A 24007-nucleotide genomic window follows, 5' to 3' on the forward strand; every position below is an offset into this window, starting at 1 on the left:
GTTACGAAGTTTCGTCGCGGTCGACGAATTCGCGTGGCTTCAAGCCGGACTGGATGAGCTCGGCCCGCCGCGCCTGGACATCGGATGCGGCGCCGACCATGTTGGTCAGGATGTGGCTGACTTGAAGATGCACCCGCATCCCCATCAATTCCCAGGCCCGCTTGACGTTGTTCTTCACCGCCATCAGCGTGGTCAGCGGGATCTGCGCGATCTTGCGGGCCATCTCCTCGACGGTGTTCTCCAGATCGTCGCGCGGCACCACCTTGTTGAGCAGGCCCCACTCGAGTGCCTGCTGCGCCGACAGGGTCGGCGCGAGCAGCAGCCAGTCCATGGTGCGGTGCCAGTTCATCAACAGCCACGGCTCGATCATGGTGTGTCCGCCGGGCTCGCCGAGGCTCTGGGCAAGTGGCATCTGGAAATACGCATCCTCGGAGGCCACACAGAAGTCGGTCAGCAGGCCCAGGTAGATTCCGCCGCCCATGCAGTAGCCGTGGATCTGCGAGATCGTCGGCTTGGGGAACTCCCACAAGTACAGTGTCGGCCACAGGAACAGGTCGGCGGTGCCTTTGTACAAGTCCTCGAACGTGTTTCCGAAATCCGGGTAAGGGTTTTCGTCCGGCCCCCAGCGAGCCACGTGGCCGCCGCAGAATCCCTTCCCGTTCGCCTTGAGAATGACGACTTTGATCTCGCTGTCGCGGTCGGCCTCATGCAGGCATTCGTCGACCTCGGTGACGAGCACCGCGTCTTTGGTGTTGGCCTTGTCGACCCGATTCAGGATGATCCGGGCGATCGGCGGTTCGCGTTCGTAGATCACCGCTTCGAGCACACGCCGCTCCATCATCGGGACATTACCCTCCCCCTGGGCGATTTTGCGCTTGCGCGATCTTCACGCGAGGAGTGAGCTGTACTGAGCGCACACCGGGCTGTGCCACCGCCGAGATTGAAGACGATGACTGGAGCTCACATGACGACCCCGCGCAACCGGGTGCAGCAGCTGGACTTGGTGGCCCGCCTCAAGTCCTCCTATCCGGAACTCCCGGACGCACCTACCCCCGATCTCATCGACCACGACCGATTCGCCGCCTATACCAAGACCCCGCATGACGTCGGTGGTGAGCCGGATGCACCCCTCGAGTTCGAGAACAAGCAATACGAGATATGGGAAGAGAACACCTATGTCACGTGCGAGGTGCTCGGCTGGCGCGGAATCTGGTTGTCGGAGGAGCGACGCCGGATGGGCAACGTCGACTTGGGACGCACCATCTATCTAGGCCTCCCGTATTACGGGCGGTGGCTGCTGGCGGTGGTGCGCGTCCTGGTCGAGAAGCACCACATCGGACTCAGCGAGTTGGCCGAACGCATGGCCGAGGTGAAAGCGCGGTATTCGGGTGGCCTGGGGGGAAAGTCGTTGGAGGCCAACCCCAAATTCGAAGGCGACCCGTCCGGGGTCAAGCGCAATGATCACCACCTGCATGCGGTCGGAAAGGGCGATCCTCAAGTCTTCGCCGGACAGGCCGGCGATCCGAAATTCAAGGTCGGTGACAAGGTCGTCGTGCGCGAACTTCCCGTCCTGCTCTATACCCGCACGCAGGAATACGTCCGAGGCGCGACCGGAGAGATCGCGAAGGTCTCCTACGAAAGCCCCGCCGCCGAGGACGAGACGTGGGACGCACCCGACCAGAAACCCGAGTGGTTCTACATTGTCCGGTTCAATCTCGCCGAGCTGTGGCACGGCTACACCGGACCCGGCAATGACACGCTCCAGACCGAGATTCCAGAGCGCTGGCTCGATTCGGCTCGATAGCCCGAGCCTCGACAGGACAGGACATCCCGATGACCTCTCAATCCCACGATCACGATCACGACCGCACCGCCGCCCCGATGGTGGACGAGATCACCGACTTCGAAGTTCTCGAGATCGCCATTCGCGAATTGTGCATTGAGAAAGGAATTTTCACCGCGGAAGAACACCGTCACATGACCGAATTCGCCGAGCAGATCGGGCCCACTCCGGCCGCACACTTGGTGGCCCGGGCCTGGCTTGACCCTCAGTACAAAGAGCTGGTGCTGTCCGATCCGCTAGCGGCGAGTAAAGAAGTAGGCGTCGACTGGCTGCAGCCGACGGGGTTCGGGACGCCCAGCGACTTCACCGCGTTCCACGTTCTCGAAGACACGCCTACCCTGCACCACGTCATCGTGTGCACGTTGTGCTCCTGCTACCCGCGTCCAATTCTGGGGAATTCTCCGGAGTGGTATCGCACGCCGAACTTTCGTCGCCGCATCGTGCGGTGGCCACGGCAGGTGCTTGCCGAGTTCGGGCTCTATCTCCCCGAGGACGTCGAGATCCGGGTGGAAGACTCCAATCAGAAGCACCGGTTCATGGTGATGCCGGTGCGCCCGGACGGCACCGAGGGCTGGACCGAAGATCAGTTGGCCGAGATCATCACTCGCGATTGCCTCATCGGTGTCGCACTGCCCAAGGTCGGCGTGACCGCGAACGTGATCACCGATACCCGACCGGCGATCCATCCGGTCGGCCAGTGAAACCGGGGGACCGCAGATGACTACGCCCGACAGGCTGCGACCGGTCGAGGCCGCCACTTTTGAGCCGTTGACGAAAATCGTTGAACGCGATCAGGTGTGGAGCCGGATCGGGGCCAAATACGGAGTACAGAATCCCGTACCCCCATGGAAGACGAGCCTCGACGGGATCTGCGACGCGATCGATCGAAGTGGTTGTGGCCCAGAGGTGCTCGACTCGGTTGACCGACGTAGCGAAGAGGACGCGTTGTCGGCGACCGTTTATGCCGACCTTCCTTATCCGGAAAACCGGCTCGTGGCGTTGGCGCACTCGCTGTTGGTGCGTGGGGTCATCGACGAGGCCGAGCTTGCGCAACGGCTTGCGGCAGTGCGGTCGCGGCTCGAGTCGTGAATCAGCCTCGCGCCAACAGCCACGCGTAACCTTCGCCCTCGCCGGAGGAAATGCGGCCGAGCGCGCCGAACGCCGCGGTCAGCTCGCCAGGTCCTGCGCGAAACGGACCCGGCGCGGCGCCGACTTCGCTGAGTGCGACGATCGCCAACAGGCCGCCCGGCGCCAGCCGGTCCAGGATCGCGTGATCAAGGCGGCGGTCCCGGAATTTGTCGCACACGACCACGTCGACGGGTGGCCCTTCGGGCACACCATCGTCGAGATCGACCACGTCAAAGCGGCAGCGATCGGCAACTCCGCTGCGTTGCGCCAGATCCCGCGCGTGGGCGACGGCCACCGCCGAGATGTCGACACCCCACACGTCCATCCCCCGTCGGGCCAGCCACACCGCGCCGAGTCCCTGACCGCAGGCGAGATCGAGCGCTCGGCCCGTCGTCGGGAAAGCGTCCGCGTGCGCGGCGAAGAGGCTGGGCGGCCCCACCGCGTCGATGGGCGGAGGTTCCATGTCGGCGTATCGCTCGTCCCAGCGTCGCCGATCTTCTCCGGTCACAGCCGTCACCCTACGACTCGCGCAACGAATTTCTGGACGCCTGTCTGTATTTAGTCGCCGCGACCTTGGGGTCGACATCCATCGGCGCAGAACGGCGCCGCAAAGCAGCGTTGTCGGCCGGTTGTACCCTTTCCTACACTGGACGGGTGTCTAGTGAAGCCACCCGTCCCGCGAGGGCAGTCGCCGGTGCTGCCCGGCGCTCGGATCGCCGGCCGGGACAGACGATCCGCAAGGTTCTCGACGCGGGATTGGCGGAACTTCGCGAATCGTCATACGCCAATCTGACGATGCGGGCGGTGGCCGGTCGCGCCGGGGTGTCGCCGGCGAGCGCTTACACATATTTTCCGTCGAAAAGCGCCCTTGTCGCCGCCGTTTATCTGCGCTTTCTTCGTGAACTTCCACTGCACACCGACGTCAACGACACCACCAAGACCCGGGTGAGTGCCACACTCCGGGATATGGCGGTTGCAGTCTCCGACGAGCCGGAACTGACGGCAGCCTGTGGGGCAGCGTTGATGGCCGACGACCCAGCGGTCGTGCCGCTGCGCGAACAGATCGGCGAAGAGGTGACGCGGCGGATCACTGCCGCACTCGGCCCGGGCTGGCCGCGGGCGGTGAAATCGACCCTGCAAATGACGTTTTCCGGTGCGCTGATGACCGCACGCTTTGTCAGCTATGACGAGATCGCCGGTCAGCTCGACGACGCGGTCAACCTCATCCTGGGTGCCTCAGTCGCCTAACATGTTGTGGTCCAAAAGGATTGGGCTGTGAGACCGAAAGTCGCTAAGCCACAGCGGGATCCGGCGACCCGCGCTTGCCGAACCGGGTGGACACATGTCTAGAAAACCGGTCTCGGTAAGCGACCACGACGATGTTGTGCAGGACGTTATGATCCAGTCGTGACGATGACCGACTACGGATTTGCTGTTCGCTAGGCATGCGCAGTCACGGGTGGGGCGGGAACACGCCGGCCTCCGATGAGGAGGCGATCGAGCGCATCCTTGATGCCGCCGACAACATCATCGGCGAGAGCGGTTCTTCCATGCGGATCGCCGATGTCGCGCGCGCCCTCGGTGTGACTCGGCAAACGGTCTATCGGTATTTCCCTGGTACGCAGGCATTGCTGGTGGCGACCGCGCTGCGCTCAGCCGACGGATTTCTCGACCGGCTCACCGCCCATCTCAGCGGGGTGACCGATCCGGTCGTCGCGGTGACCGAAGGTTTCGCGTTCGCCGTCGAACAGCTCGCGTCGGACAATCAGGTTGAGTTAGTTCTCACGCAGCGCCACCATGGGGCCCAGACGGTGTCGATCGTGTCGGACACCGCGTTGGCCTTCGGGCGTTCCATGCTTCATAGTTTTGATATCGATTGGGAGCAGCACGGTTTCGACGAAGCCGGCCTGGACGAGCTGAACGAATTCTGCCTGCGGGTGCTGCACTCATTCCTCGCTGATCCTGGCCGGCCGCCTCGCAGCGGCGACGATCTCCGGCGTTTCCTGGTCCGCTGGATCGGGCCGGCGATCGCCTACCCGCAGATGATGCGTGCGATGGAGGCGCTTCGGCCCCCCGAGTATCCGCGGGCGCGCCGACGCCCGTCCGCGGCGTCCTGATTCCCGCGTGCCGGTGCACCAAACGAAGGAGGACGCGACGTGGTGGGTTTGGCGCAAGTCGCCCTGAATAGCGCACCCGTTGTCGGTGGCGTCCTGCTCGCTGCTGCGGCCGGGCAGTTCAGGGGTCCCGACTATCGCGACTTGATCAGGCAGGACATGGACCTGCTGGAGCGATTGGCACCGGAAGACACCACACGGCGGGCTGAACTGCAGCGCACCATCGAGGCTCGCATCGACGACTTGGTCGATGCCGCCGACCGAAGCCGGGCGCTGCGCAGGGCCGCGCTGTCCTACCAGGGCAACTGGCGAGACTTGGTGATGTTGCTATGCTCGGCGCTTTTCACCATCGTCTGGTGGAACGTCAACCACAGCAGGGACAACTGGCTACCGACGTTCGTGGTATTGATCCTGCTGTGCATCGTGACCGCCGTGTATGCGTTCCGGGGCGTGCTGCGCATGGGCCGCTCGGTTCTTCGCAGGCAACGCGGCCGGGACGGCCGTGATGATTCCTGAGTTCAGCGCGCCGGGCATTCAGGAGGTCGACGAGTGGTAGACGGGCAGGCCGCTACGGCCGGCGATATCGGGTCGGTGGCGTTCGATGTGGCTGACCGGTTGGCGATCATCAATCTTTTCGGCGCGTATGCCTACAGCTACGACGAAAACCGGCTCGACGAGTTCCGCGCGTTGTTTACCGACGCCCCCCAGCTCGGCTTGCTGCACGAGGGCGCCGAGCTCACCCAGGACATCGAGACGGTGATGACTCTTCTCGCGGTCCGAAAGGCGAAATTCAAGGCCGAAAACAACCAGCGGCGTCACGCCCTGAACTCGTTCTGGTTTTCCAGTCAGACCGCAAGCGAAGCGACCGGGCGTTGCTATGTCCAGGTGTTCGCGATCAAAGACGGCGGTTCGCCCTCCCCCGACCTGACCGGGTGTTACGAGTTCACCGCGGTCAAGCAGGACGGCGTGTGGCGGCTCAGCCGGTGGATCGTGGCGATGGACCAGACCCAGCTGGGCAGCTCCGAGTAGCAGGTCGCAAAAGTTCTGTCGCAAAAGGTAATTCAGCGGTAGCCGGGGCCTGTGCCGGCTTCGAGGACTTCCAGGGCCGCATCGACATTGGGCATGATCGACGGACCGTAGTGAGTGACCACTTGGCCGAGCGCGCGGGCGATATGCGGGCCGACGGCTGCGGCGGCGAGCACATCCTCGGCAAGAACGATGCCGTTGACGACGTGGGCGGCGCGCAGCCGTCCGTCCGGGGTGACCTCGTATCGCCAGTCGCCGATCTGCGTCCGCTCCGGCTGTGACCGGAACAAGCCGCTCCGCGCCGGGGTGAGAACTACTCCCGGAATCCCGCAAAACACCCGGACGACCAGGCCCACTCCCCCCGGCCCCGACAAGGCTGTTCCGATCGCCTCGCTCACGCGGTCATGGTCGAAGCCCGTCATCAATCACTCATCGGCAACACGAACGACGGTGTGATGGTTTGCGGTTCGCTGTGGCGGCGCACTGCCGTGCCGGCCACGTAAAACTCGACCGTGTGATGTCCCCACGCATAATTCGAAATCGCGAAATGCACACCCACAACGCCGTTTCCACCATCGCGCTCGGCCTCGCTCTGCATTCGTGACATCGCCAGCTCGCGCGCCTGATAGCTGCCCTGCGTCCACTGCGGCATCTCAGCGTTGCGTCCCGCCTGGCTGAGTGTTCTTAGCAGTCCCTGCACCGCAACGTGGAAGACGCAGTTGCCCATCACGAATGCGACGGGACTGTACCCGGAACGCAGCAGAGTGGTCAGATCCTGTCCGGACAGGTGGCTGGTGAACGCCTGCCCGCTCGGGCGTCGGAACGCTCCCGGCTTCTGGGTGTAGCGGACGGCGGTTCCCACCGCGATGAACTCCAGATGCTCGCCCTCGCCCTGATGACGCCAATCGAGCCGGACCCCGACCACTCCGTCTGCGCCCAGCGAATCGGCCTCGGCCTGCATCCGGGACATCGCGTTCCAGCGCGCGCGATACGTGGCGTCGGTCAACACGGGCAGCTCCGACTGCTGCTTGATTCCGGTGAACTGATAACCGACGTGATAAACGGACACGCCCATCACTAGCTCGATCGGTTCGAAGCCGGCGCCATGCAGCAGGGCGAATTCGTTGATCGAGAGGTCGGACGTAAACACCTTGCCGGCGTGCGATAGCCGTTCGCTGGCGACTGGGTCGAGCGGACTCGGTTGCATGGTCAACACCCTTCTGCGGTTCCCGCACAGCGTAGGCCGCACGACGATCGCATACACACATTACGTGCGACATTGGCGGTGCCGAGGGTGCTTTTTGCGGCTGGGGAGTGAAGGAGAGATCGCAGGCTACGCCCGTGCTCGCTCAGTGTTCGGCAGGGTTGCTGTCTTCAGACTGGCCATCGCGGTATTCCAGCAGTTCCTTGAGTGCGTCGGGAAACGCATCGGCGACACCCCACAGATCGGGCACCAGATCCGGGCAACCGATGAGGCCGATGCCGAGTTCACCGTTGAGCGACATGACGGTGATGTTGAGTCCGGCGCCGCCGATGATCGGACCGAGCGGGTACATCGTGTCGACCTGGCAACCCAGGAAGTACAACTGCTCCCGGGGGCCGGGCACATTCGACAGCACCAGGTTGTACGCATTGCGGCCAATCGGGATCAGCGGCAGAACGCGCATGGCCGCACCGAACATGGTCGGACCACAGAATTGGGTCCAGTCGTGCAGCAAGGTGGGTCCGATGGCCGCCGTATGGTCTTTCGCGGCGGTGTTTCCGGCGGCGACGGTGCGGATACGTTCGCCCACGTCGCTGATCTGACTTTCCAGCCGGCAGAACATCCAGGTGGTCTGGTTGCGGCCGGGGCGATCGCATTTCTCGTGTACGGAAACCGGGACGGTGGCCACCAGCGGTTGTTCGGGCAGCTCGCCGCGCTCGAGCAAGAACCGCCGTAATACCCCAGCGCACAACGAAACCACCACGTCGTTGATGGTGACCCCGAACCGGTCCTTCACCCTTTTGATGTCACGCATATGCACCGAGGTATAGGCGATGTTGCGCTGCCGGGTCACCGAGCCGTTGAACGGGGTCGTCGGTGCGGTAAAGGGTGCGGCCATGGTGCGGCCCTCGCGGGCGCGAAGCGCCGTCCGCACCAATGTCAGCATCGTTGCGGGCACCACCGTCGCCAACCGCAGCGGCCGCCGAGCGATTCCCATCAATCCGCTCGCAGCGATCTGCAGCGGATTGCCACCGCCGGCGCCGCCGACAGGCTGCGGCGCCGGGGCATCGGGGTGCTGACTGCATAGGTAAGCGAGCAGGTTTGCGCCCGCGACCCCATCGACCACGGCGTGGTGGACCTTCAGCATCACTGCGACGGCGTCACTGTCGGCGCTCCCCTCGAGGACCCACATCTCCCAGAGCGGGCGATCGCGGTCGAGCGGGAGCCCGGCGACGTAACCACAGATGTCGGCCAGCTCGCGGCGCCCTCCCGGTGCCGGCACGCCCACGCGATGCAGGTGCCTCTCGAGTTGGAATGTTTCGTCGTCCACCCAAACCGGGTGATCCAGGTTGAGCTGATTGTCCGCGAGCTGCATGCGAAACTCCGGCACAGCCTCGATGCGCTGTGCGAGCGCCGAGCGAAACCGGCCATACGAATAACCGCCCGGCATCGTCGAGGTGTCCAGCTCCAACACGCAGCAAACATTCAACGGTTGTGTCGGCGTCTCCAAGTAAAGAAAAAACGCATCAAGCCCGCTCAGTCGTTCCATAGCCGCCCACCCGACTAGTGACTTCTCAATCCCCCCGGATCCCCCGAACTCCATGGAGTCTAGGTAGTGGGCAGGCAGAGGTCCACACACTGCGAAGAGGCTTCTCATTAATTGTTGATGACGGAGCCGAGCCGGTCATCGAGGCAAGGCGCAGCAAACTCCCCCGGGGGCAACCGGAAGTATTGGGCCCTGAGTGCCCCATCACAGTGAAGGGGAAACCTCGACAAGATCACACTTCGATGCGCTGCCTTCATCACCATCAACGGTTCAACCGAACGAGAGTGGTAAACACCTGATATGCCCGCTGTCGCCGCCGCGATCACGATCTTCCATCCGCCGTCTGACCCCGATCGTTTCGGTCAGTGGCTGGCCAGGTACCTCGCTTCGGCCCATCAGTCGAATGGTTATGTCAGCGCACGCGAATCGGTCCAGGCAAGCGCGCAGTTGGACTGGGCTGTCGAGGTCTCTTTCCGCGATGCAGATTCACTCGATGCCTGGCTGGACGGCACGCAGCGGGCCGCAATTCTTCGTGCGGGCGAAGCGGAGGGCTGGTGGCGCCGTTCGGCCGACCTCGTCCTGGGCCACGATGAACCGCCACCGGAAAATTCGGGTGTTTTCTTACATAGCGTGGCGCCCGGCAAGGAAGCCGAATTCGTTGCGGCACAGCGTGATTTGACGCTCACCAGTTCCGCGTTTACGGGATACGAAGGGACCGCGGTCTTTCCGGCCGATTCCGACGGACAGTGGATGTCAGTGCTGCGGTTTCGCGCACCGGGACAGCTGGCGGCATGGATGCGATCTCAGGAGCGGCAGGAGGCACTGCCGCGGCTACGCGGCGAACTGACACGTGATTTCGCCGAGCTGCCGCGCAGCGCGCCATTCGGTTCGACTGTTCGCTTCGATCATGGCCAGACCAGGATCACGCCGGCATGGAAGACTGCGATGCTGGTGCTGCTATGCCTGTACCCGACCGCGATGGTGCTGACCAAATTTCTCTCGCCCGCCCTCGATCATCTCGGGTTCACGCAATCGTTGTCTTTTTTCGTCGGAAACGTCGTCAGCATCGTTGCACTGCAATGGATACTCGTGCCGGCGGTGTCTCGGCCCTTTCGTCGCTGGATTGATCCCATCGACGGCTCGTCGGCTCGGACCAGTCTCGCGGGTGCGACGGTAATCGTGGCCGGCTACCTGGTGCTGCTGGGGCTTTTCGCGGTCATGGCCTAGCCGTCGCGGAGCCCAGCATCGTGTGCAGCTCGTGCATCGACCACGGTGGGCTGTCATGGTGATCGCGATATCCCAGCACCGAAGGCGCCGGCTTATCGAAGCGGCCGACGAATCCGCCTGCGGCAACGAAGATTTGGCCCGTCATGTCACGCGCCAGGTCGCTGGCGAGGTAGGCGTAGATCGGGGCAACGTACTCGGGCGGCGCACTGTCCAATGACGCTCGCATGGTCACCTCGTCGAGCAAGCCTCGACGGTGCAATTCCTCGATATGCTTCTCGTAGTCCAACCCGGTGGATAGCCGGGTCTTCGCACCAGGGCACACCACGTTGGCCCGCACGCCGGTGGATTTCAGCTCCGCGGCGATGGCCATCGTCAGTGCGTTGACAGCTCCCTTGCCCGCGGGGTAGCCGGTGCCGCCGTAGTCGCCGAGAAACGCCACCGAACCGGTGTTGATGATCGCCCCGTGTCCCTGAGCGGCCATCACGCGGGCCGCGACACGGCACGTGTGGAATGCCGTACCGAGATGGGCGCTGATCAACTGATTGAAGTCGTCCGGCGAGATACTCAGGATCGAGGATCCGGGCGGTTCGGCGATTCCGGCGCAGTTGATCAGGATGTCCAGCCGGCCGAAGGTGGCTGTGCATGTCTCGATGAGTGCCGCGGCAACGGCCTCCTGGTCGGCCGCCCCCACCAGCGACTTGGCTCGTCCACCGGATGAGGTGATCGCGGCGACGGTCTCCTCCACGGCAGCGGCGTCACGCCCGTTGACCACGACGGCGACCCCGAGTTCTCCGAGCAGTTCGGCGACGGCACGGCCGACGCCTCGGCTGCCGCCGGACACCACCGCGGCTTGCCCGGCCAACACGCTGTGCCCAGTCATCGGCGGCCGGCTCGGAATGTGTTCCCGGCGCATGGTTCTCGACGTCGATCACGACCAGGGCGATCGGCATGGGGCGCAGACATTCGCCGAACAGTACCCAGTTGGGGCCGAAATGAGAACCGCATGCCCGACCCGCAACGGCGCTGGTGACGGGCGCCACGGCATCCACACCCGTCGCGATTCCTTGCCATCAGGCGTAGTATCGATCGGGAGTCCGTTCTGGACACATCGCCGTTTAGCTAAAAGCGGTTACGCAGCTGCACCGGGTGCTGGGCAGTGGCTTCGGCGATCGATTCCCTGGTCACCCGTCGTCCGTCCCGCGTGCACTGCATTCAGCCAGTCCATGTTCATGGATTGGTGCAGTGGGAACGCGAGCGTAGATTTACGACGCCCTCGCGTCACACGACTGGGAGGGAGTGTGCTGAAAATGCAACTCCGTTGGTACGCAATAGATTTCATGATAGTCCTAGTCGACGGCAGGTGGGTTGGCCGATGACCGATGTCCTTGCTCCTCCGGCCCGCCCGGCGCGGCCGTCACGAGCGAAATCTGACGATTCCTATGACGATGTCGTCGATATGTTCGTGGCGCTGGCGACGATGCCGGCCGAATCGCACGAATACCGCCGTCAACGCGAACGTATCGTCAACCGATGCCTGCCCCTGGCCGACCATGTGGCCCGCCATTTCGGCCGTCGCGGCGAAGGTCTCGACGACTTGATTCAAGTCGCGCGGCTGGGACTGATGAACGCCGTCAACCGCTTCGACCCGGACAAGGGACCCAGTTTCATCGGGTTCGCGATTCCCACCATGATGGGCGAGGTCCGGCGCTATTTCCGCGACTACAGCTGGAGCATGCGCGTGCCGCGACGGCTGCGCGAGTTGCATGTCCAGATCGGCAGGGCGACCGCCGACTTGTCCCAACGATTGGGGCGGGCTCCGACGGCCAGCGAGCTCTCTCGCGAGCTCGGCGTCCCCCACGAGGAGATCGTCGAATGCCTGGTCGCGGGCGATGCGTACCAGCTTGACTCGCTGGACGCACCGCGAGGCTCGGACGGCTCCGGCAGCACGCGGTCGGTCGCCGATGGGGTGGGTGGCCTCGACCCCCAAATCGAGCACATCACCGACCGGGAGGCGGTCCGCACCCTGGTGAGTGGGCTCCCGCAGCGTGAACGGGAAGTGCTGCACATGCGGTTCTTCGAATCGATGACGCAAAGCCAGATCGCCGAGCGAATCGGCGTGTCACAGATGCAGGTGTCGCGCATCCTGGCCAGCACCCTGCAAAGTCTGCGCGACCACTTGGACTAGTCGAATCAGCCGCAGCAAAACCTTTCGGCGATCCGCGCAATGTGTACTGTGCGTTTCGGGGGTACGCGGCGACAGATGTCGCCGCGGTTCGCCACCTGGAGCCTGGAAGGGGCACGATTCGATGAGGAGTTCTCAGCTGCTGATGGCGGGTGCAGCCGCGGCAACGGCGCTGTCGTTGTCCGCGACCGGATGCGGCAGCAAGCCTGCGCCAGCGCCGTCGAAGCCGGGCTCTGCTACGTCCTCAACCAGCAGCGGCACGTCGGCGCCCGCCACATCGGCGCAGCCGACCGATTACACGGGGCTGTTGATCCAGGCGACAGATATCGACGCTCCGGTGCAGTTCACGGCCAGCCCGCCGGCGAGCAATCCGAATGGCCAGCCCGGCGTCGCGACGACGTTCAGCACTCAAGACGGCAGCCACGTCATCAAGGACACCATTCAGGTGCTGGCCGACCCCGGCGCCGCGACCGACGCGTTGAACGCGGCAAAGGCTGGCCAGGGTGCCGCACTCCAGCACCCGACAACGGATGCGGCCAAGGTCGGCAGCAACGGCACGGTGCTGACCGGAAATTCGCAGGACAATTCCAAGGGCATCGCGATTCTGCTGTTCAACGAGGGCAAGGCGTTCGTCACGCTCGAATTCGACGGCCCGGCCGACTCGCTCCCGCCGCAAGACTTCGTCAACGACGTCGGCGCAAAGCAAGATGCGGCTGTGAAGAAGGGGCTTGGCGGCTGAGCTGAGCCGGGCCCGCCCACCCGCGCAGCAAATCAACGCCGGACGCGTTTTACCCGATCTCGCCGTCAATGTGTCGTACCGTTCTCCCAGATCGCCGTGTTGCGCCGCGAAGGGAGCTACGCCGATGAAGGCACCAGCAAGGAACGCCGCCGCGGCGGCGGGGATGGTCCTGGTGGGGGCGTCGGCAATCGCCTGTGGCGGCGGGTCGACGTCGTCGTCGACCCCATCGCAGCCCACCACATCGCAGCCCACCACATCGCAGCCCACCACATCCAAGCCCGTCACCTCGAACGTGACCGGCAGCAGTGCGGCATCGACGTCCGCACCCGCATCGCCGTCCGACTACACCGGATTGCTGATCAACGCGAGCGACATCAACGCGCCGGAACCCTTTAGCGCCACCCCGCCCATCAACAACCCGAACGGCCAACCGTGCGCAACAACAACTTTCAGCAACCAAGACCGGACGCACGTGATCGCGGACAGCATCCGGATCCTGCCGGACCCCGGGGCCGCCGTCAGTGCGCTCGAATCTGCCAAGGCCGCGCGCGACGGCATCGTGCACGGAGTTCCGGAGAAGTTCGCCGTCGGCACTGGCGGCACGATGATCTCCGGACCGTCACCGGATGCCACCAAGGGTGTGACGCTCGTGTTGTTCACCGAGGGCAAGGCGTTCGTCGAGCTGGAGTTCGACGGGCCACCCGATGCGCTTGTGCCGCCGGACTTCGTGACCGATGTCGCGCAAAAACAGGACGCGGCCATCAAGAAGGGCCCCACCCGCTAGACACGACTCAGTCGCTAAATAAATTGCTTGATTTAATTCACTGACCGGTGTTCACTGGGGCGGTGAAAGCCGAGCGCACGGTTCGCTCCGATAGGTCGACCGGGACCCGCGAGGCCATCTTGTCGGCCGCGGAGTGGTTGTTCGCCGAGCGCGGGATGTATGCCGTGTCCAATCGGCAGATCAGCGAAGCGGCGGGACAGGGCAACAACGCCGCGGCGTGCTACCACTTCGGCACGCGGACCGACCTGCTACGGGCGATCGAAAGCAAGCACCGCGAGCCGATCGAGGAATTGCGTGCGCAGATGTTGGGCGACATCGCCGATTCCACCGAGCTGCGCGACTGGGTGGGCACTTTGGTGCGACCGCTCACCGAGCATCTTGCCGCATTGGGTACTCCGAGCTGGTATGCACGGTTCGCCGCGCAGGCCATGGCGGATCCCACGTATCACCATGTCGTCACCAAGGACGCGCTGACCTCGCCGCTGCTGGTGAAAACGATCGACGGGATCAACCGCTGTCTGCCCGATCTGCCCAAGCGGGTTCGCTCCGAGCGAATCGTCATGGTTCGAAACCTGTTGATGCACACTTGCGCCGAACATGAAGGCGCCTTGGCCGAGCGCGGGTCCAGGTCGCGTTCGGCTTGGCCTGTTGCCGGGGAAGGGCTGATCGACGCGATCGTGGGACTGTGGCGCGCGCCCGTTCACGTGAGTGCAGCCGGTGAATCGGTCGAGACGAGGCACAGGAAAGCCAAGGAGGACGATGACTGACACCTCGACCGGGGAAACCACCGACATCCCGGAGTTTCCGATGACGCGGGCGGTGGGTTGCCCCTTTGCGCCACCACCGAGGTCGCTGGCTCTCAACACAGACAAACAGCTGAGCAGGGTCCGGATCTGGGACGGCAGCACGCCCTGGTTGATCCACGGCTACGACGCGATCCGCACGTTGTTCACCGATGTCCGCACCAGTGTCGACGACCGGTTACCGGGTTACCCGCACTGGAACGCGGGCATGCTCGCCACGGTGCACAAGCGTCCGCGTTCGGTGTTCACCTCCGACGCCGAAGAACACACCCGATACCGCCGGATGTTGTCAAAACCGTTCACGTTCAAGCGTGTTGAAGGCCTACGTCCCGCGGTGCAGAAGATCGTCAACGACCTCGTCGACGAGCTGCTTGCCGGCCCCAATCCGGGCGACATCGTCAGCGCGCTGGCGCTGCCCGTCCCCTCGCTGGTGATCAGCGAAATGCTGGGTGTGCCCTACGAGGACGCGGACTTCTTTCAGGAACAGGCGCAGCGCGGTACCGCGCGTAACGCGACCGAAGAGGACACGGCCCAAGGTGCTGCGTCGCTGGCGAAATACATCGCCAAACTGATCCGGGCCAAGATGCAAAGCCCCTCAGAGGATTTGGTATCCGACCTCGCCGAGCGGGTCAACGCCGAAGAGATCAGCGTGCGCGAGGCCACCCAACTGGCCCTCGGCGTGCTGATCGCCGGTCACGAGACCACTGCGAACATGATCAGCCTGAGCATCGCTGCCCTGCTGGAGCATCCCGACCAGTTGGCGTTCATGCGCGACGCCGAGGACCCGAAGGCCATCGCTGGCGCGGTCGAGGAACTGATGCGGTACCTCAGCATCATTCAGACCGGTCAACGCCGGATCGCAGTCGAGGACATCGAGGTCGGCGGCGAGACGATCCGCGCCGGCGAGGGCATCATTCTCGATGTCGCGCCGGCTAATTGGGACCCTCGTCAATTCCCCGATCCGGACCGGCTGGACCTGAGTCGCGACGACGGCCCGAACGTCGGATTCGGCTATGGACGTCACCAATGCGTGGGTCAGCAGTTGGCCCGCATGGAATTACAGATCGTGCTACCGACGTTGTTGCGCCGTATCCCCACGCTGCGGCTGGCGGCGCCGGTTGAGGAACTTCCGTTCAAGCACGACACGCTGGCCTACGGCGTGTACGAGCTGCCCGTGACATGGTGAAACCCAGTCTGAGTCTGGAAGTACCGGACCTGTCCGGCAGATTCGCCGTCGTGACCGGCGCCAACAGCGGTCTGGGCTTTGGCTGATCCGCTTCGAGACCGCGATGCGGGCCCTGCCGGAACGGCAGCGCGCCCAGTCGGTCCTGACCGTGTTCGACGTCTACCGTGAACCCATGCCCGCTGTTGCCGGCTCACCTGTCCCCGGCGCACAGTTCCAGACCGCGGTCGAGCACTCCGGCCGCACCATCCCGCATGTCACAAGGGAGTTGATCGGCAAGTATCTCGCCGACCTCAACGGGCTCGGCGTGCTGAGCAAGTGATCTCAGTAATGAAGGGACAGATAGCGGCCATCATGTCTAGCGCAGCCCAGACTATTTACCCCGACGGCGTGATCGGTGCCCCCAAGCACCGCCACGGCCACGCCGCCGGAGCCCCCACCGGCCTACCCGCCGGCACCGAGGTCTTCTCGGCCGACAATCACATCTCGGTGGCCGACGACATCTTCTACGAGCGCTTCCCCGACGACCTCAAAGACCAGGCCCCACGTATCTGGTACGAGGATGGCGCGTATCTGCTTGGCCCTCCGGGACAGTCGATCGTGGTCGGCGACTTCAGCGCGGTCCTCATGCAATACGACGATCTGGCCGGAGCGGCCACCAACAACATCGACGCGCGCGTGCGTGAACTCGCCGAAGACGGGGTGGACAAGGAGCTGGCCTTCCCCAACGCGGTGCTGGCGCTGTTTCACTATCCGGACAAGACCATCCGCGAGCGGATCTTCCGCGTCTACAACGAACACATCGCCGACGTCCAGGAGCGCTCCCATGGTCACAGCTTCGGCGTCGGCCTGATCAACTGGTGGGACCCGCAGGGCGCACGACGCACCTTGTCCGAGCTGAAATCGCTGGGCCTCAAAACATTTCTGATGCCGATCAGCCCGGGCAACGACGACGACGGCCGACCGATCGATTACTCGAGCCACGAGATGAGTGCGGTGTGGGACGAGATCGAGGAGTCCGGGCTACCCCTCACCCACCACATCGGCGAGAGCCAGCCGAAGTTCCCCAGCGAGGTCAACAGCGTCGCCGTCGCGATGATGGTCAACATCGATTCGTTCCGGGAGATGTTCTCCAAGTACATCTTCGGCGGAATCCTCGACAAACACCCCCGGCTGCGCATCGGCTGGTTCGAGGGCGGAATCGCCTGGGTGCCGACGGCCTTGCAGGACGCCGAACATGTCCTGGCCTCCTACCGGCACATGCTGACCGACCACCCCGAACACGACGTCCGCTACTACTGGGACAACCACATGTGCGCGTCCTTCATGGTGGACGGTCTGGGCCTGCGGTACATCGACGAGATCGGCGTCGACAAGGTGATGTGGTCCTCTGATTATCCGCACAACGAAAGCACCTTCGGCTATTCGGAGCGCTCGCTGGCCGCGGTCGTCGAGGCGCTGGGCCCGGACGATGCGGCGCGGGTCGTCAGCGGCAACATCAAGAAATTCCTGGGGGTCTAGCGTGACGAATTCCGTCGCTGCCCGCGGCTCGTTGATCGACATCCCCGACGAACCGGACTGGGCGCGCATGCGTTCCGAGACCGGCGCACGGCTGCGCTCTGCAATGTCCGAGCAGGGCGTTGACGCATTGATCCTGTTGATGAACGGCTACGTCGGCTACGCGACCGGAGCGAGCTGGCCGCTGTTGGATGCGGGCCTCTCGCACGTGGAACGGCCCGTCGCGGTCGTGCTGGCCGATGACGAGCACCCGCATCTGTTCATGCCGTTCCGCAGCGGAGCGTCGGTGGAGTCGCCGGTGCCCGACGATCATCTGCACGGCCCCGCATATCTCGAATTCGACCATGGCGTAGAGCATTTCGCGCGGGAGCTGGCTGGTCTCATCCCGCCGGGGGCCAAGGTCGCGGTCGACGAATTGACCGGAGCTATGCGGCGGGCGGCACCCAAGCTTTTCCCCGCGGGCCCACCCACTGATGCGGCGCTCGTACTCGGCGCGGCGCAATTGGTGAAGACCCGGGATGAAATCTCCTGCCTGCGTCAGGCCTGTCGCATCACCGAGCACGCCATCGTCGATGTGCAGAAGTCGCTGGTGCCCGGTGTGCGCCAGATCGACCTGTCCGCAACGCTGGTGCGCCGCGCATTCGAACTGGGTGCCACCACCAACATGCTGGAGGCCATCTGGCAGGTGATGCCGAGCTCGCGGGAAGCCGGGGTGTGGACCACGCATGGTGACCTAGCGCTGCCGCTGCTCCCCACGGATCGCGAGCTGGCGACCGGCGACGTGCTGTGGACCGACATCAGCATCAACTACGGGACGTATTGCTCGGACTTCGGCCGCACCTGGGTGGTCGGCGAGCAACCCACACCGAAACAGCAGGACCAATTCCGTCAGTGGCGCGCGATTCTGGACGCCGTGCTCGCGGTCACGAAAGCCGGTGTGACGTCCGGTGATTTGGCCAGGGCCGCGATCGCCGCCAACGGGGGCCGCAAACCCTGGCTGCCGCACTTCTACCTGGGCCACGGCATCGGCACCTATCCCGCCGAGGCGCCCATGATCGGAACGGATCTCGGCGAAGAGTTCGACGACAACTTCGTCTTCCCACCCGGCATGGTCCTGGTGCTGGAACCCGTGGTGTGGGAGGACGGGACAGGCGGCTACCGCAGTGAGGAAATCATCGTGATCACCGAAGACGGCTTCGCGCCGATTACCAACTACCCGTACACGCCCTATGGGGACTGAAGTTCTGCCCGATACAAGGGCTTTGCGGATGGGACGCCGGGAACGGGCGCTTGCCCAAATGAAGGCGCACAACCTCGACATCTTGGTGCTCGGCCGGCAGGCGAACATCCGGTACGTCACCGGCGCACCACAGCTGTGGATCGCCGGGACGCGACCGTTCGGCCCGATGTGCGTCCTGGTTCGCGCGACCGGTGACATCTACCTCAACAGCACCGCCGACGAAGGGATCCCCGAGGAGATCGACCATGATCACCTCTACGGTCTGGCCTGGAATCCGATGACTCTGATCGATGTCCTGAAAAAGGTCGATGGCGCCGAATCCGCGGTTCGCGTCGGAACCGACGCGATCACACCCACTTTCGCCGCATTGCTGCCCGACGCGTTCCCCAACGCCGAACTTGTCGATGCCGAACCCGCGATGCGGGCGGCACGGCGCACCAAGACACCGGACGAGATCGCGGCGATGGACCAGGCGCTGCGCGTGGCCCAGCACGGACTTGTTACCGCCCTAACAGAATTGCGGCCGGGTGTGTCCGACCAGACGCTGGCCGGCGTTTTGCTGGAGGCCATGGCCGCCGGCGGAGTCAGTACACCTGCGACGCAGGACGCCGCCTGGATCACGTCCCGAGAACACCCGTGGCGTCGCGCCCACACCCACACTCAGGTACGGCCGGGCGACCTGGTCGCGTTCGGCGCCGGCGCCCTGGCGAACGGTTATGTCGCCGAGGTGGGCCGGACGTGGCCGGCCGGAGACACCGTCGAGGACAACGCCCGAAAACTGTTTGCGCGGTCGAACACGCTGTACGACAGCATGATTGATGCGTGTCGGCCCGGCGCGTCCGTGCGTGCGCTGCTCGGCGCGTATGAGGCGGCCGGCGAAACTCTGCCGCCGATGCCGATCGCGCACGGGCTCGGACTCGGATTCGATCCGCCCGTGGTCTCTGAAACACTCTGTGCCGCTGGTGAAGACGACACTCTCGACGCGGGAATGGTGTTGGCGATCACCGGCTATGTGTGGCAGGAGGGTGTTGGCGCGGTGTACCGCCGAGACACCGTCCACATCACCGACGACGGTGTTGACGTGCTGACCACCAGCCCAACCTGGACGGGCCAGCCCTAGGCGGGAGCCAACGTCACGCGATGCGAACCGTTCGGCGGGCATCAGGTCACGTAATCCGTTGTATCACTGGAGTTTCAGCTGACCTGCAGTGGTGTTGGCGTCCTGGAACCTACGGCTTGGGGTTGGGTCGGGTTCGCAGGCGGATGACCGGCAGTTCGCGGTCGGTTTTCTGCTCGTAGTTCGCGAAACGTTTTGCGGTGCTGGTGATGTGGCGCCACGCGAGCTGGCGGGCGTTGCCGCTCAGCTGCTCGGCGCTGACCGCGATGGTTTGCCCGGCGATCTGGATTTGCACGTTGTCGGGGTGCGCGCGCAGGTTGTAGTACCAGTCGGGATTCTTGGCGGCCCCGGCCGCGGACGCGACGATCAGCCAGCTGTCGGTGCCGTCGGGGAAGTAGGCGACCGGGGTGTGGCGTGGGGTGCCGCTCTTGGCGCCGACGGTGGTCAGGACCAGCGACGGGAAGCCCATCACCTTGGTGGCCTTGCCGCGGATCCGTTTCATGTTCCACGCGTTTATCCAGTTCATCAGCCTCTTGCTGGGCAGGCGGGCACCGCGGGTGCCGTGGGGGGTGTTAAAGCTCATCAACTCTCTCCTTCTGTCGTTTTTGCTTTGGTTGACGGGCAGCGGTCGCGGAGCCCGTCGGACGGGCCGGTTCTCACCGCTTCGTTGATCCGGGACCGTCGTCTGTTCAGGGGTTGAGCGGACCGAGCAGGCGATGGGACCGCCGTCCGATCTCGATGGTGATACCAACAAGACTGATGACGACCACGACGACCTCTCCTTTAACCAGGGGCAAACTCTGCCGAACAGTGGAATCGACTGCCATACCGTAGATACGAACCGCTAGAACTACACCGTTGAACAGAACCGAAAAGATGAGACCGGTGAGCGTCCTTCGATTCGCGCGGAGGCAGTACGCGAAGAAGGCGGCACAACCAAGCGGGAAACCTGCGAAGCCCACGCGATAAATAGTCGCGCCAAGTGGCTTCGTGAAGGCGATGCCCCGTTCTGCTGCTTGTACTTCCGGATGAGCCAGGTGTCGGACACCGACCGCGATCAAAATTGCTGTCGGCGGCAGCAAGATAAATTTGCTCATCCAGGGTGAGAACTTCCAGAACGTATTCACTCGGGCCTCCTTTAGACGAACCTGTGGTGCTGACATCTGCGGCGCCCCAGCGGTGCCCTCCGCTGCCGAGCACTGCTCGGACTGCTGCGCCGCGTTGGTTCCCGGTAGCGCCAGTGATGAGCAGGACGGGTTTCACGATGGTGGCTCAGTGTCCTGGCCCTTTATTTATTTTACGTTACGGCTAGACAATAGAATGGGTCCGCGCGGAAGTCAATTCCCTTTACCCTCCGTAGCGGTAATGTCACCCCTATGAGCTCCACGGCTTCAGCGCGCCGGTCGCGGGGTCGCCCCCCGGGCACCAATGCGGAATCGCACACGCTCATCCTCGATGCGGTCTACGAGCTGTTGCAGGAGCGTTCCGTACGCGACCTGACCATCGAGGCCGTCGCCAAGCGGGCCAAGGTGGGCAAGCCAACGATCTACAAGTGGTGGCCGACGAAGGCTGATCTGGTCATGGCGATGCTTCAGGAACGGCTCGACGGTCCTCCGGCTACCCCTGAGTCCGGGGTGGCGCCCAAGACGGCCCAGGACGCCCTCAAGCTTAAAGTTCGGATGTTCGTGGGCAAGCTCAACGGATTGTTCGGCAAGGTGATGGCTGAGCTGATCGCCGAGGGACAGAGTGATCCGGCCATTTTGGAGGCCCTTTATGATCGTCACCTGCGGGAACGTCGGGCCGCCACAGTAGCCGAGGTTGAGCGCGCCCGGGCCGCGGGCGAGCTACCTGCCGATGTTGACCCGGAGCTTGTCGTCGACGCCATCTCCGGGCCGCTTTACTATCGCCTCCTGATGCGGCACGAACCGCTCACCGAAGCCTACGCAGACGACCTGGTGGCACAGGCATTCCGCTGCTGAAGTGCCACTTCCGAAAACAGCGTCCAGTTATAGCGCCGCATCCACGAGCGGCGAGTCGAACGCCGTTTCGCCACCGTGACACTTCTCCCCTGGCCGACCGTGGCGGGAACATCACTGTCTCGCAACAGTATTCACCGCCACGGGTAATCCGCCATATTGGATCCCGCCGTACTCCTCGCGCTGTGTGCAGCCAGATAAGAGCCGAGGCGACACCCATCTGCAAAGGGCCGCACGCCGCTGTCATTTGTCGACGCTGACAGCCGGCATTCGCCAGAGCACCAGACGGCGCCGCTGAGCCGCTGCTCCGAATCTCTTGCGCCACTGCGGCTTCAGCACCAACACGGGGCGCGGTTTCTGTCGGTGGGCTGCGCTAGTTTCAGGGTGTGAGTATCGACCGGGAAGCATTGTCAGCGGCTTTCGACGCCATTGACGCCGCCTTCGACGATCTTGTCGCACGTGACTGCGACGGATTGGTCCCGCGTGAGCAATTGGCGCTGTTGGAACGCTGCGAAAAGGTGCGCCGCCGACTGCCAGCCGTGGAGCATCCACTGATCAACGGCCTGGCCCGGCAGGCCACGGCCGAAGAGCTCGGCGGCACGCTGTCGCACGCGATCGCCGAATCGGCATTGATCAGTCGCGCCGAAGCCACGCGGCGGATCAAAGAGGCGGCCGATCTGGGGTCGCGCATCGGGCTCACCGGTGAACCGCTCGGGCCAATATTGGCCGCGACCGCCGCTAAGCAGTGTCAGGGCACGTTGGGGCCCGGTCAGGTGGCGGTCATCCGCAAGTTCTATCACGAGCTACCTAGCTGGGTCGACGCGGTGACACGCGCACAGGTCGAAGCAAAGATGGCCATGGAGGGCACCAAGTTTCGGCCTGAACAAATCGCTAAATTGGCCGCCACTTTGGCCGATTGCCTCAATCCCGACGGCAACTACCGCGATGAGGACCGGGCGCGGCGCCGCGGACTAACCTTCGGCCAGCAGGGTTCCGATGGGATGTCGGAGTTGCGCGGCTGGCTGACCCCTGAAGTCCGTGCCACAGTAGAAGCTGTCTGGGCAAAGCTGGCTGCCCCGGGGATGTGCAATCCCGAGGACGAAAGTCCATGTGTGGATGGGACTCCCAACGAGCAAGCCATCGAGCGAGATTGCCGCAGTGCCGGCCAACGACAGCACGACGCGTTGAATGCGGCGCTTCGAGCATTACTGGCTTCGGGTGAGCTTGGCAGGCACAACGGGCTGCCGGCCTCGATCATCGTCACGACCACTCTCGCAGAACTGGAGGCTGCCGCAGGGCGGGGGCTGACCGGCGGTGGCACCATTCTGCCGATGAGCGATGTGATCCGGTTGGCCCGTCATGCACGGCACTATTTGGCGATCTTCGACAAGGGCAAGCCGTTGGCGCTGTATCACACGAAGCGTCTGGCGTCGCCGTCGCAGCGAATTGTTCTGTACGCCAAGGATCGTGGGTGCTCGACTCCCGGCTGCACCGTACCCGGCTATTACTGCGAAGTGCATCATGTCAATGACTGGGCCAAGTGCCACACGACCGATGTCAACGAATTAACCCTCGCCTGTGGACCCCACCACCGCCTCCTGCGCCCCGGTGGCTGGGTCACCCGCAAGAACGCCAAGGGCGACACCGAATGGTTGCCTCCACCCCACCTGGATCGAGGCCGACCGCGCACCAACACCTTTCATCATCCCGAGAAACTGCTTCACGACGGAGACGACGACGCGCCCTAGCTCGCGGGTGTTCGGCAAGCACCCGCCCGGACGGCCGTCAACGCCGTGCCGGCCGCTGAGTCGGCGACGGCGTGATCGAGCGGTTCTTCCGTCACCAGTTTCCGGTAGTAGAGCGGTGCGGCGACCAGGCCCACGAGCTCGCGACTGTCGACATCCGCGGGCAACTCGCCCCGTTCGGCCGCCGCGTCGACCATGCTCGTCGCGGCCCGATGCCGGTTGGCAAAAAGGTTTCGCTTGAGCTCGGCAACCTGCGGTTCATAGGCCGCATCGGAGAACAGTGCGCGCACCACGCCGGCAACGGCCGGCGACTCATCGGTCAGAAAATCCACCAACCCGCGCCCGAATGCGCGTAAATCCTCTTCGATCGAGCCCGTCGCGGGGATCGGAAACACCTCTGCGGCAACATCGTCGACGGCGGCGGCGAGCACGGCCTCCTTGGTCTGCCAGCGCCGGTAGATCGTCGTCTTGTTCACTCCAGACCGATCGGCAATGCGCTCGATCGACAGGCCCGCGTACCCGAATTCGGCCAACATAGAGAGCGTGGCATCGAACACCGCTGACCGCACCCGTGTGGTGCGGCCACCCGGACGGATGCTGCCCGGCGATGCAGTGTCCATAACGCAACCTCC

Annotated in this window: 28 protein-coding genes; 19 read left to right on the forward strand and 9 right to left on the reverse strand. The window is 64.1% G+C overall.

Features of this window, described 5'->3' with window-relative positions:
• Window position 1: 1 nt before the first annotated feature.
• Window positions 2-838, reverse strand: coding sequence for an enoyl-CoA hydratase-related protein (locus tag MNAB215_RS24720; protein ID WP_077082305.1), 837 nt, complete (start codon window positions 836-838; stop codon window positions 2-4).
• A gap of 126 nt (window positions 839-964) precedes the next feature.
• Here MNAB215_RS24720 and MNAB215_RS24725 point away from each other — a divergent pair, with 126 nt between their 5' ends.
• From MNAB215_RS24725 to MNAB215_RS24735, 3 genes are read left to right on the forward strand one after another with little or no spacing between them, the layout of a single operon-like run.
• On the forward strand, window positions 965-1804 hold the full coding sequence (locus MNAB215_RS24725) for an SH3-like domain-containing protein (RefSeq protein WP_077081127.1): 840 nt from the start codon (window positions 965-967) through the stop codon (window positions 1802-1804).
• Between the two features lie 29 nt (window positions 1805-1833).
• On the forward strand, window positions 1834-2544 hold the full coding sequence (scnC, locus tag MNAB215_RS24730) for a thiocyanate hydrolase subunit gamma (RefSeq protein ID WP_077081128.1): 711 nt from the start codon (window positions 1834-1836) through the stop codon (window positions 2542-2544).
• Window positions 2545-2560: 16 nt separating this feature from the next.
• Window positions 2561-2932, forward strand: coding sequence for a thiocyanate hydrolase (locus MNAB215_RS24735; RefSeq protein WP_077081129.1), 372 nt, complete (start codon window positions 2561-2563; stop codon window positions 2930-2932).
• A 1-nt stretch (window position 2933) separates the two neighbouring features.
• On the opposite strand, the gene MNAB215_RS24740 is transcribed toward MNAB215_RS24735, so the two are convergent.
• Window positions 2934-3479 carry an SAM-dependent methyltransferase gene (locus tag MNAB215_RS24740; protein WP_281253347.1) on the reverse strand — a complete coding sequence of 182 codons (546 nt, stop codon included), beginning with the start codon at window positions 3477-3479 and terminating at the stop codon, window positions 2934-2936.
• A 146-nt stretch (window positions 3480-3625) separates the two neighbouring features.
• On the opposite strand from MNAB215_RS24740, the gene MNAB215_RS24745 reads away from it, so the two are divergent.
• The 4 genes from MNAB215_RS24745 to MNAB215_RS24760 all read left to right on the forward strand — a co-directional run bounded on the left by MNAB215_RS24745 (window position 3626) and on the right by MNAB215_RS24760 (window position 6114).
• Window positions 3626-4219 (forward strand): TetR/AcrR family transcriptional regulator, encoded by a 594-nt coding sequence (locus tag MNAB215_RS24745; RefSeq protein ID WP_077081131.1) that lies wholly within the window; start codon window positions 3626-3628, stop codon window positions 4217-4219.
• 197 nt (window positions 4220-4416) lie between these two features.
• Window positions 4417-5088, forward strand: coding sequence for a TetR/AcrR family transcriptional regulator (locus MNAB215_RS24750; protein WP_077081132.1), 672 nt, complete (start codon window positions 4417-4419; stop codon window positions 5086-5088).
• A 39-nt stretch (window positions 5089-5127) separates the two neighbouring features.
• On the forward strand, window positions 5128-5601 hold the full coding sequence (locus MNAB215_RS24755) for a hypothetical protein (protein WP_077081133.1): 474 nt from the start codon (window positions 5128-5130) through the stop codon (window positions 5599-5601).
• Window positions 5602-5634: 33 nt separating this feature from the next.
• Window positions 5635-6114 carry a nuclear transport factor 2 family protein gene (locus MNAB215_RS24760; protein ID WP_077081134.1) on the forward strand — a complete coding sequence of 160 codons (480 nt, stop codon included), beginning with the start codon at window positions 5635-5637 and terminating at the stop codon, window positions 6112-6114.
• Between the two features lie 32 nt (window positions 6115-6146).
• On the opposite strand, the gene MNAB215_RS24765 is transcribed toward MNAB215_RS24760, so the two are convergent.
• The 3 genes from MNAB215_RS24765 to MNAB215_RS24775 form a co-directional block, all read right to left on the reverse strand.
• Window positions 6147-6533, reverse strand: a complete 387-nt coding sequence (locus MNAB215_RS24765; protein WP_077081135.1) for a DUF5073 family protein — start codon at window positions 6531-6533, stop codon at window positions 6147-6149.
• A complete protein-coding gene (locus tag MNAB215_RS24770; RefSeq protein ID WP_077082306.1) occupies window positions 6533-7318 on the reverse strand; it encodes a heavy metal-binding domain-containing protein in 786 nt (261 codons plus the stop codon). The genes MNAB215_RS24765 and MNAB215_RS24770 overlap by 1 nt, the downstream gene beginning before the upstream one ends.
• A 142-nt stretch (window positions 7319-7460) precedes the next feature.
• On the reverse strand, window positions 7461-8864 hold the full coding sequence (locus MNAB215_RS24775; RefSeq protein ID WP_077081136.1) for a WS/DGAT/MGAT family O-acyltransferase: 1404 nt from the start codon (window positions 8862-8864) through the stop codon (window positions 7461-7463).
• Between the two features lie 297 nt (window positions 8865-9161).
• Here MNAB215_RS24775 and MNAB215_RS24780 point away from each other — a divergent pair, with 297 nt between their 5' ends.
• A complete protein-coding gene (locus tag MNAB215_RS24780; RefSeq protein WP_077081137.1) occupies window positions 9162-10088 on the forward strand; it encodes a putative antibiotic biosynthesis monooxygenase in 927 nt (308 codons plus the stop codon).
• Here MNAB215_RS24780 and MNAB215_RS24785 read toward each other — a convergent pair.
• Window positions 10078-10968 (reverse strand): SDR family NAD(P)-dependent oxidoreductase, encoded by an 891-nt coding sequence (locus tag MNAB215_RS24785; protein ID WP_077082307.1) that lies wholly within the window; start codon window positions 10966-10968, stop codon window positions 10078-10080. The genes MNAB215_RS24780 and MNAB215_RS24785 overlap by 11 nt on opposite strands.
• Before the next feature lie 492 nt (window positions 10969-11460).
• Here MNAB215_RS24785 and MNAB215_RS24790 point away from each other — a divergent pair, with 492 nt between their 5' ends.
• From MNAB215_RS24790 to MNAB215_RS24830, 9 genes are all read left to right on the forward strand, one after another.
• Entirely contained in the window at window positions 11461-12273 is an 813-nt protein-coding gene (locus MNAB215_RS24790) for a SigB/SigF/SigG family RNA polymerase sigma factor (protein ID WP_077081138.1), read from the forward strand.
• A gap of 121 nt (window positions 12274-12394) precedes the next feature.
• The gene (locus tag MNAB215_RS24795) at window positions 12395-13009 is read left to right on the forward strand and encodes a hypothetical protein (protein ID WP_077081139.1); all 615 of its coding nucleotides are present in this window, start codon (window positions 12395-12397) and stop codon (window positions 13007-13009) included.
• A gap of 124 nt (window positions 13010-13133) precedes the next feature.
• Complete coding sequence (locus tag MNAB215_RS24800; RefSeq protein ID WP_077081140.1) at window positions 13134-13793, forward strand: hypothetical protein; 660 nt, start codon at window positions 13134-13136, stop codon at window positions 13791-13793.
• A 47-nt stretch (window positions 13794-13840) separates the two neighbouring features.
• Window positions 13841-14560: a TetR/AcrR family transcriptional regulator gene (locus MNAB215_RS24805; protein ID WP_077081141.1), complete on the forward strand. Its 720-nt coding sequence runs from the start codon at window positions 13841-13843 to the stop codon at window positions 14558-14560.
• Window positions 14553-15782, forward strand: coding sequence for a cytochrome P450 (locus tag MNAB215_RS24810; protein ID WP_077081142.1), 1230 nt, complete (start codon window positions 14553-14555; stop codon window positions 15780-15782). The genes MNAB215_RS24805 and MNAB215_RS24810 overlap by 8 nt, the downstream gene beginning before the upstream one ends.
• A 103-nt stretch (window positions 15783-15885) precedes the next feature.
• Window positions 15886-16101 (forward strand): hypothetical protein, encoded by a 216-nt coding sequence (locus MNAB215_RS24815; protein ID WP_077081143.1) that lies wholly within the window; start codon window positions 15886-15888, stop codon window positions 16099-16101.
• A 32-nt stretch (window positions 16102-16133) separates the two neighbouring features.
• Entirely contained in the window at window positions 16134-17300 is a 1167-nt protein-coding gene (locus MNAB215_RS24820; protein ID WP_077082308.1) for an amidohydrolase family protein, read from the forward strand.
• On the forward strand, window positions 17251-18537 hold the full coding sequence (locus tag MNAB215_RS24825) for a M24 family metallopeptidase (RefSeq protein ID WP_083746243.1): 1287 nt from the start codon (window positions 17251-17253) through the stop codon (window positions 18535-18537). Before MNAB215_RS24820 ends, MNAB215_RS24825 begins: the two co-directional genes overlap by 50 nt.
• Window positions 18527-19657, forward strand: a complete 1131-nt coding sequence (locus tag MNAB215_RS24830; RefSeq protein ID WP_077081145.1) for a M24 family metallopeptidase — start codon at window positions 18527-18529, stop codon at window positions 19655-19657. The genes MNAB215_RS24825 and MNAB215_RS24830 overlap by 11 nt, the downstream gene beginning before the upstream one ends.
• A gap of 109 nt (window positions 19658-19766) precedes the next feature.
• Here MNAB215_RS24830 and MNAB215_RS24835 read toward each other — a convergent pair whose 3' ends face one another.
• Together MNAB215_RS24835 and MNAB215_RS24840 are read right to left on the reverse strand one after the other, a co-directional pair.
• A complete protein-coding gene (locus MNAB215_RS24835) occupies window positions 19767-20237 on the reverse strand; it encodes a nitroreductase/quinone reductase family protein (RefSeq protein WP_174604637.1) in 471 nt (156 codons plus the stop codon).
• Window positions 20238-20343: 106 nt separating this feature from the next.
• Window positions 20344-20781 (reverse strand): hypothetical protein, encoded by a 438-nt coding sequence (locus tag MNAB215_RS24840; RefSeq protein WP_077081146.1) that lies wholly within the window; start codon window positions 20779-20781, stop codon window positions 20344-20346.
• Window positions 20782-21030: 249 nt separating this feature from the next.
• Between MNAB215_RS24840 and MNAB215_RS24845 the strand changes: the two genes are divergently transcribed.
• Together MNAB215_RS24845 and MNAB215_RS24850 are read left to right on the forward strand one after the other, a co-directional pair.
• Window positions 21031-21633 (forward strand): TetR/AcrR family transcriptional regulator, encoded by a 603-nt coding sequence (locus MNAB215_RS24845; protein WP_077081147.1) that lies wholly within the window; start codon window positions 21031-21033, stop codon window positions 21631-21633.
• A 383-nt stretch (window positions 21634-22016) separates the two neighbouring features.
• Window positions 22017-23378 carry an HNH endonuclease signature motif containing protein gene (locus tag MNAB215_RS24850; protein ID WP_077081148.1) on the forward strand — a complete coding sequence of 454 codons (1362 nt, stop codon included), beginning with the start codon at window positions 22017-22019 and terminating at the stop codon, window positions 23376-23378.
• Here the strand turns inward: MNAB215_RS24850 and MNAB215_RS24855 are convergent.
• Window positions 23375-23995 (reverse strand): TetR/AcrR family transcriptional regulator, encoded by a 621-nt coding sequence (locus MNAB215_RS24855; RefSeq protein WP_077081149.1) that lies wholly within the window; start codon window positions 23993-23995, stop codon window positions 23375-23377. The two genes, MNAB215_RS24850 and MNAB215_RS24855, sit on opposite strands and share 4 nt — an antisense overlap.
• Between the last annotated feature and the right edge of the window lie 12 nt (window positions 23996-24007).

Source organism: Mycobacterium numidiamassiliense (assembly GCF_900157365.1).
Classification (GTDB): Bacteria; Actinomycetota; Actinomycetes; order Mycobacteriales; family Mycobacteriaceae; genus Mycobacterium; species Mycobacterium numidiamassiliense.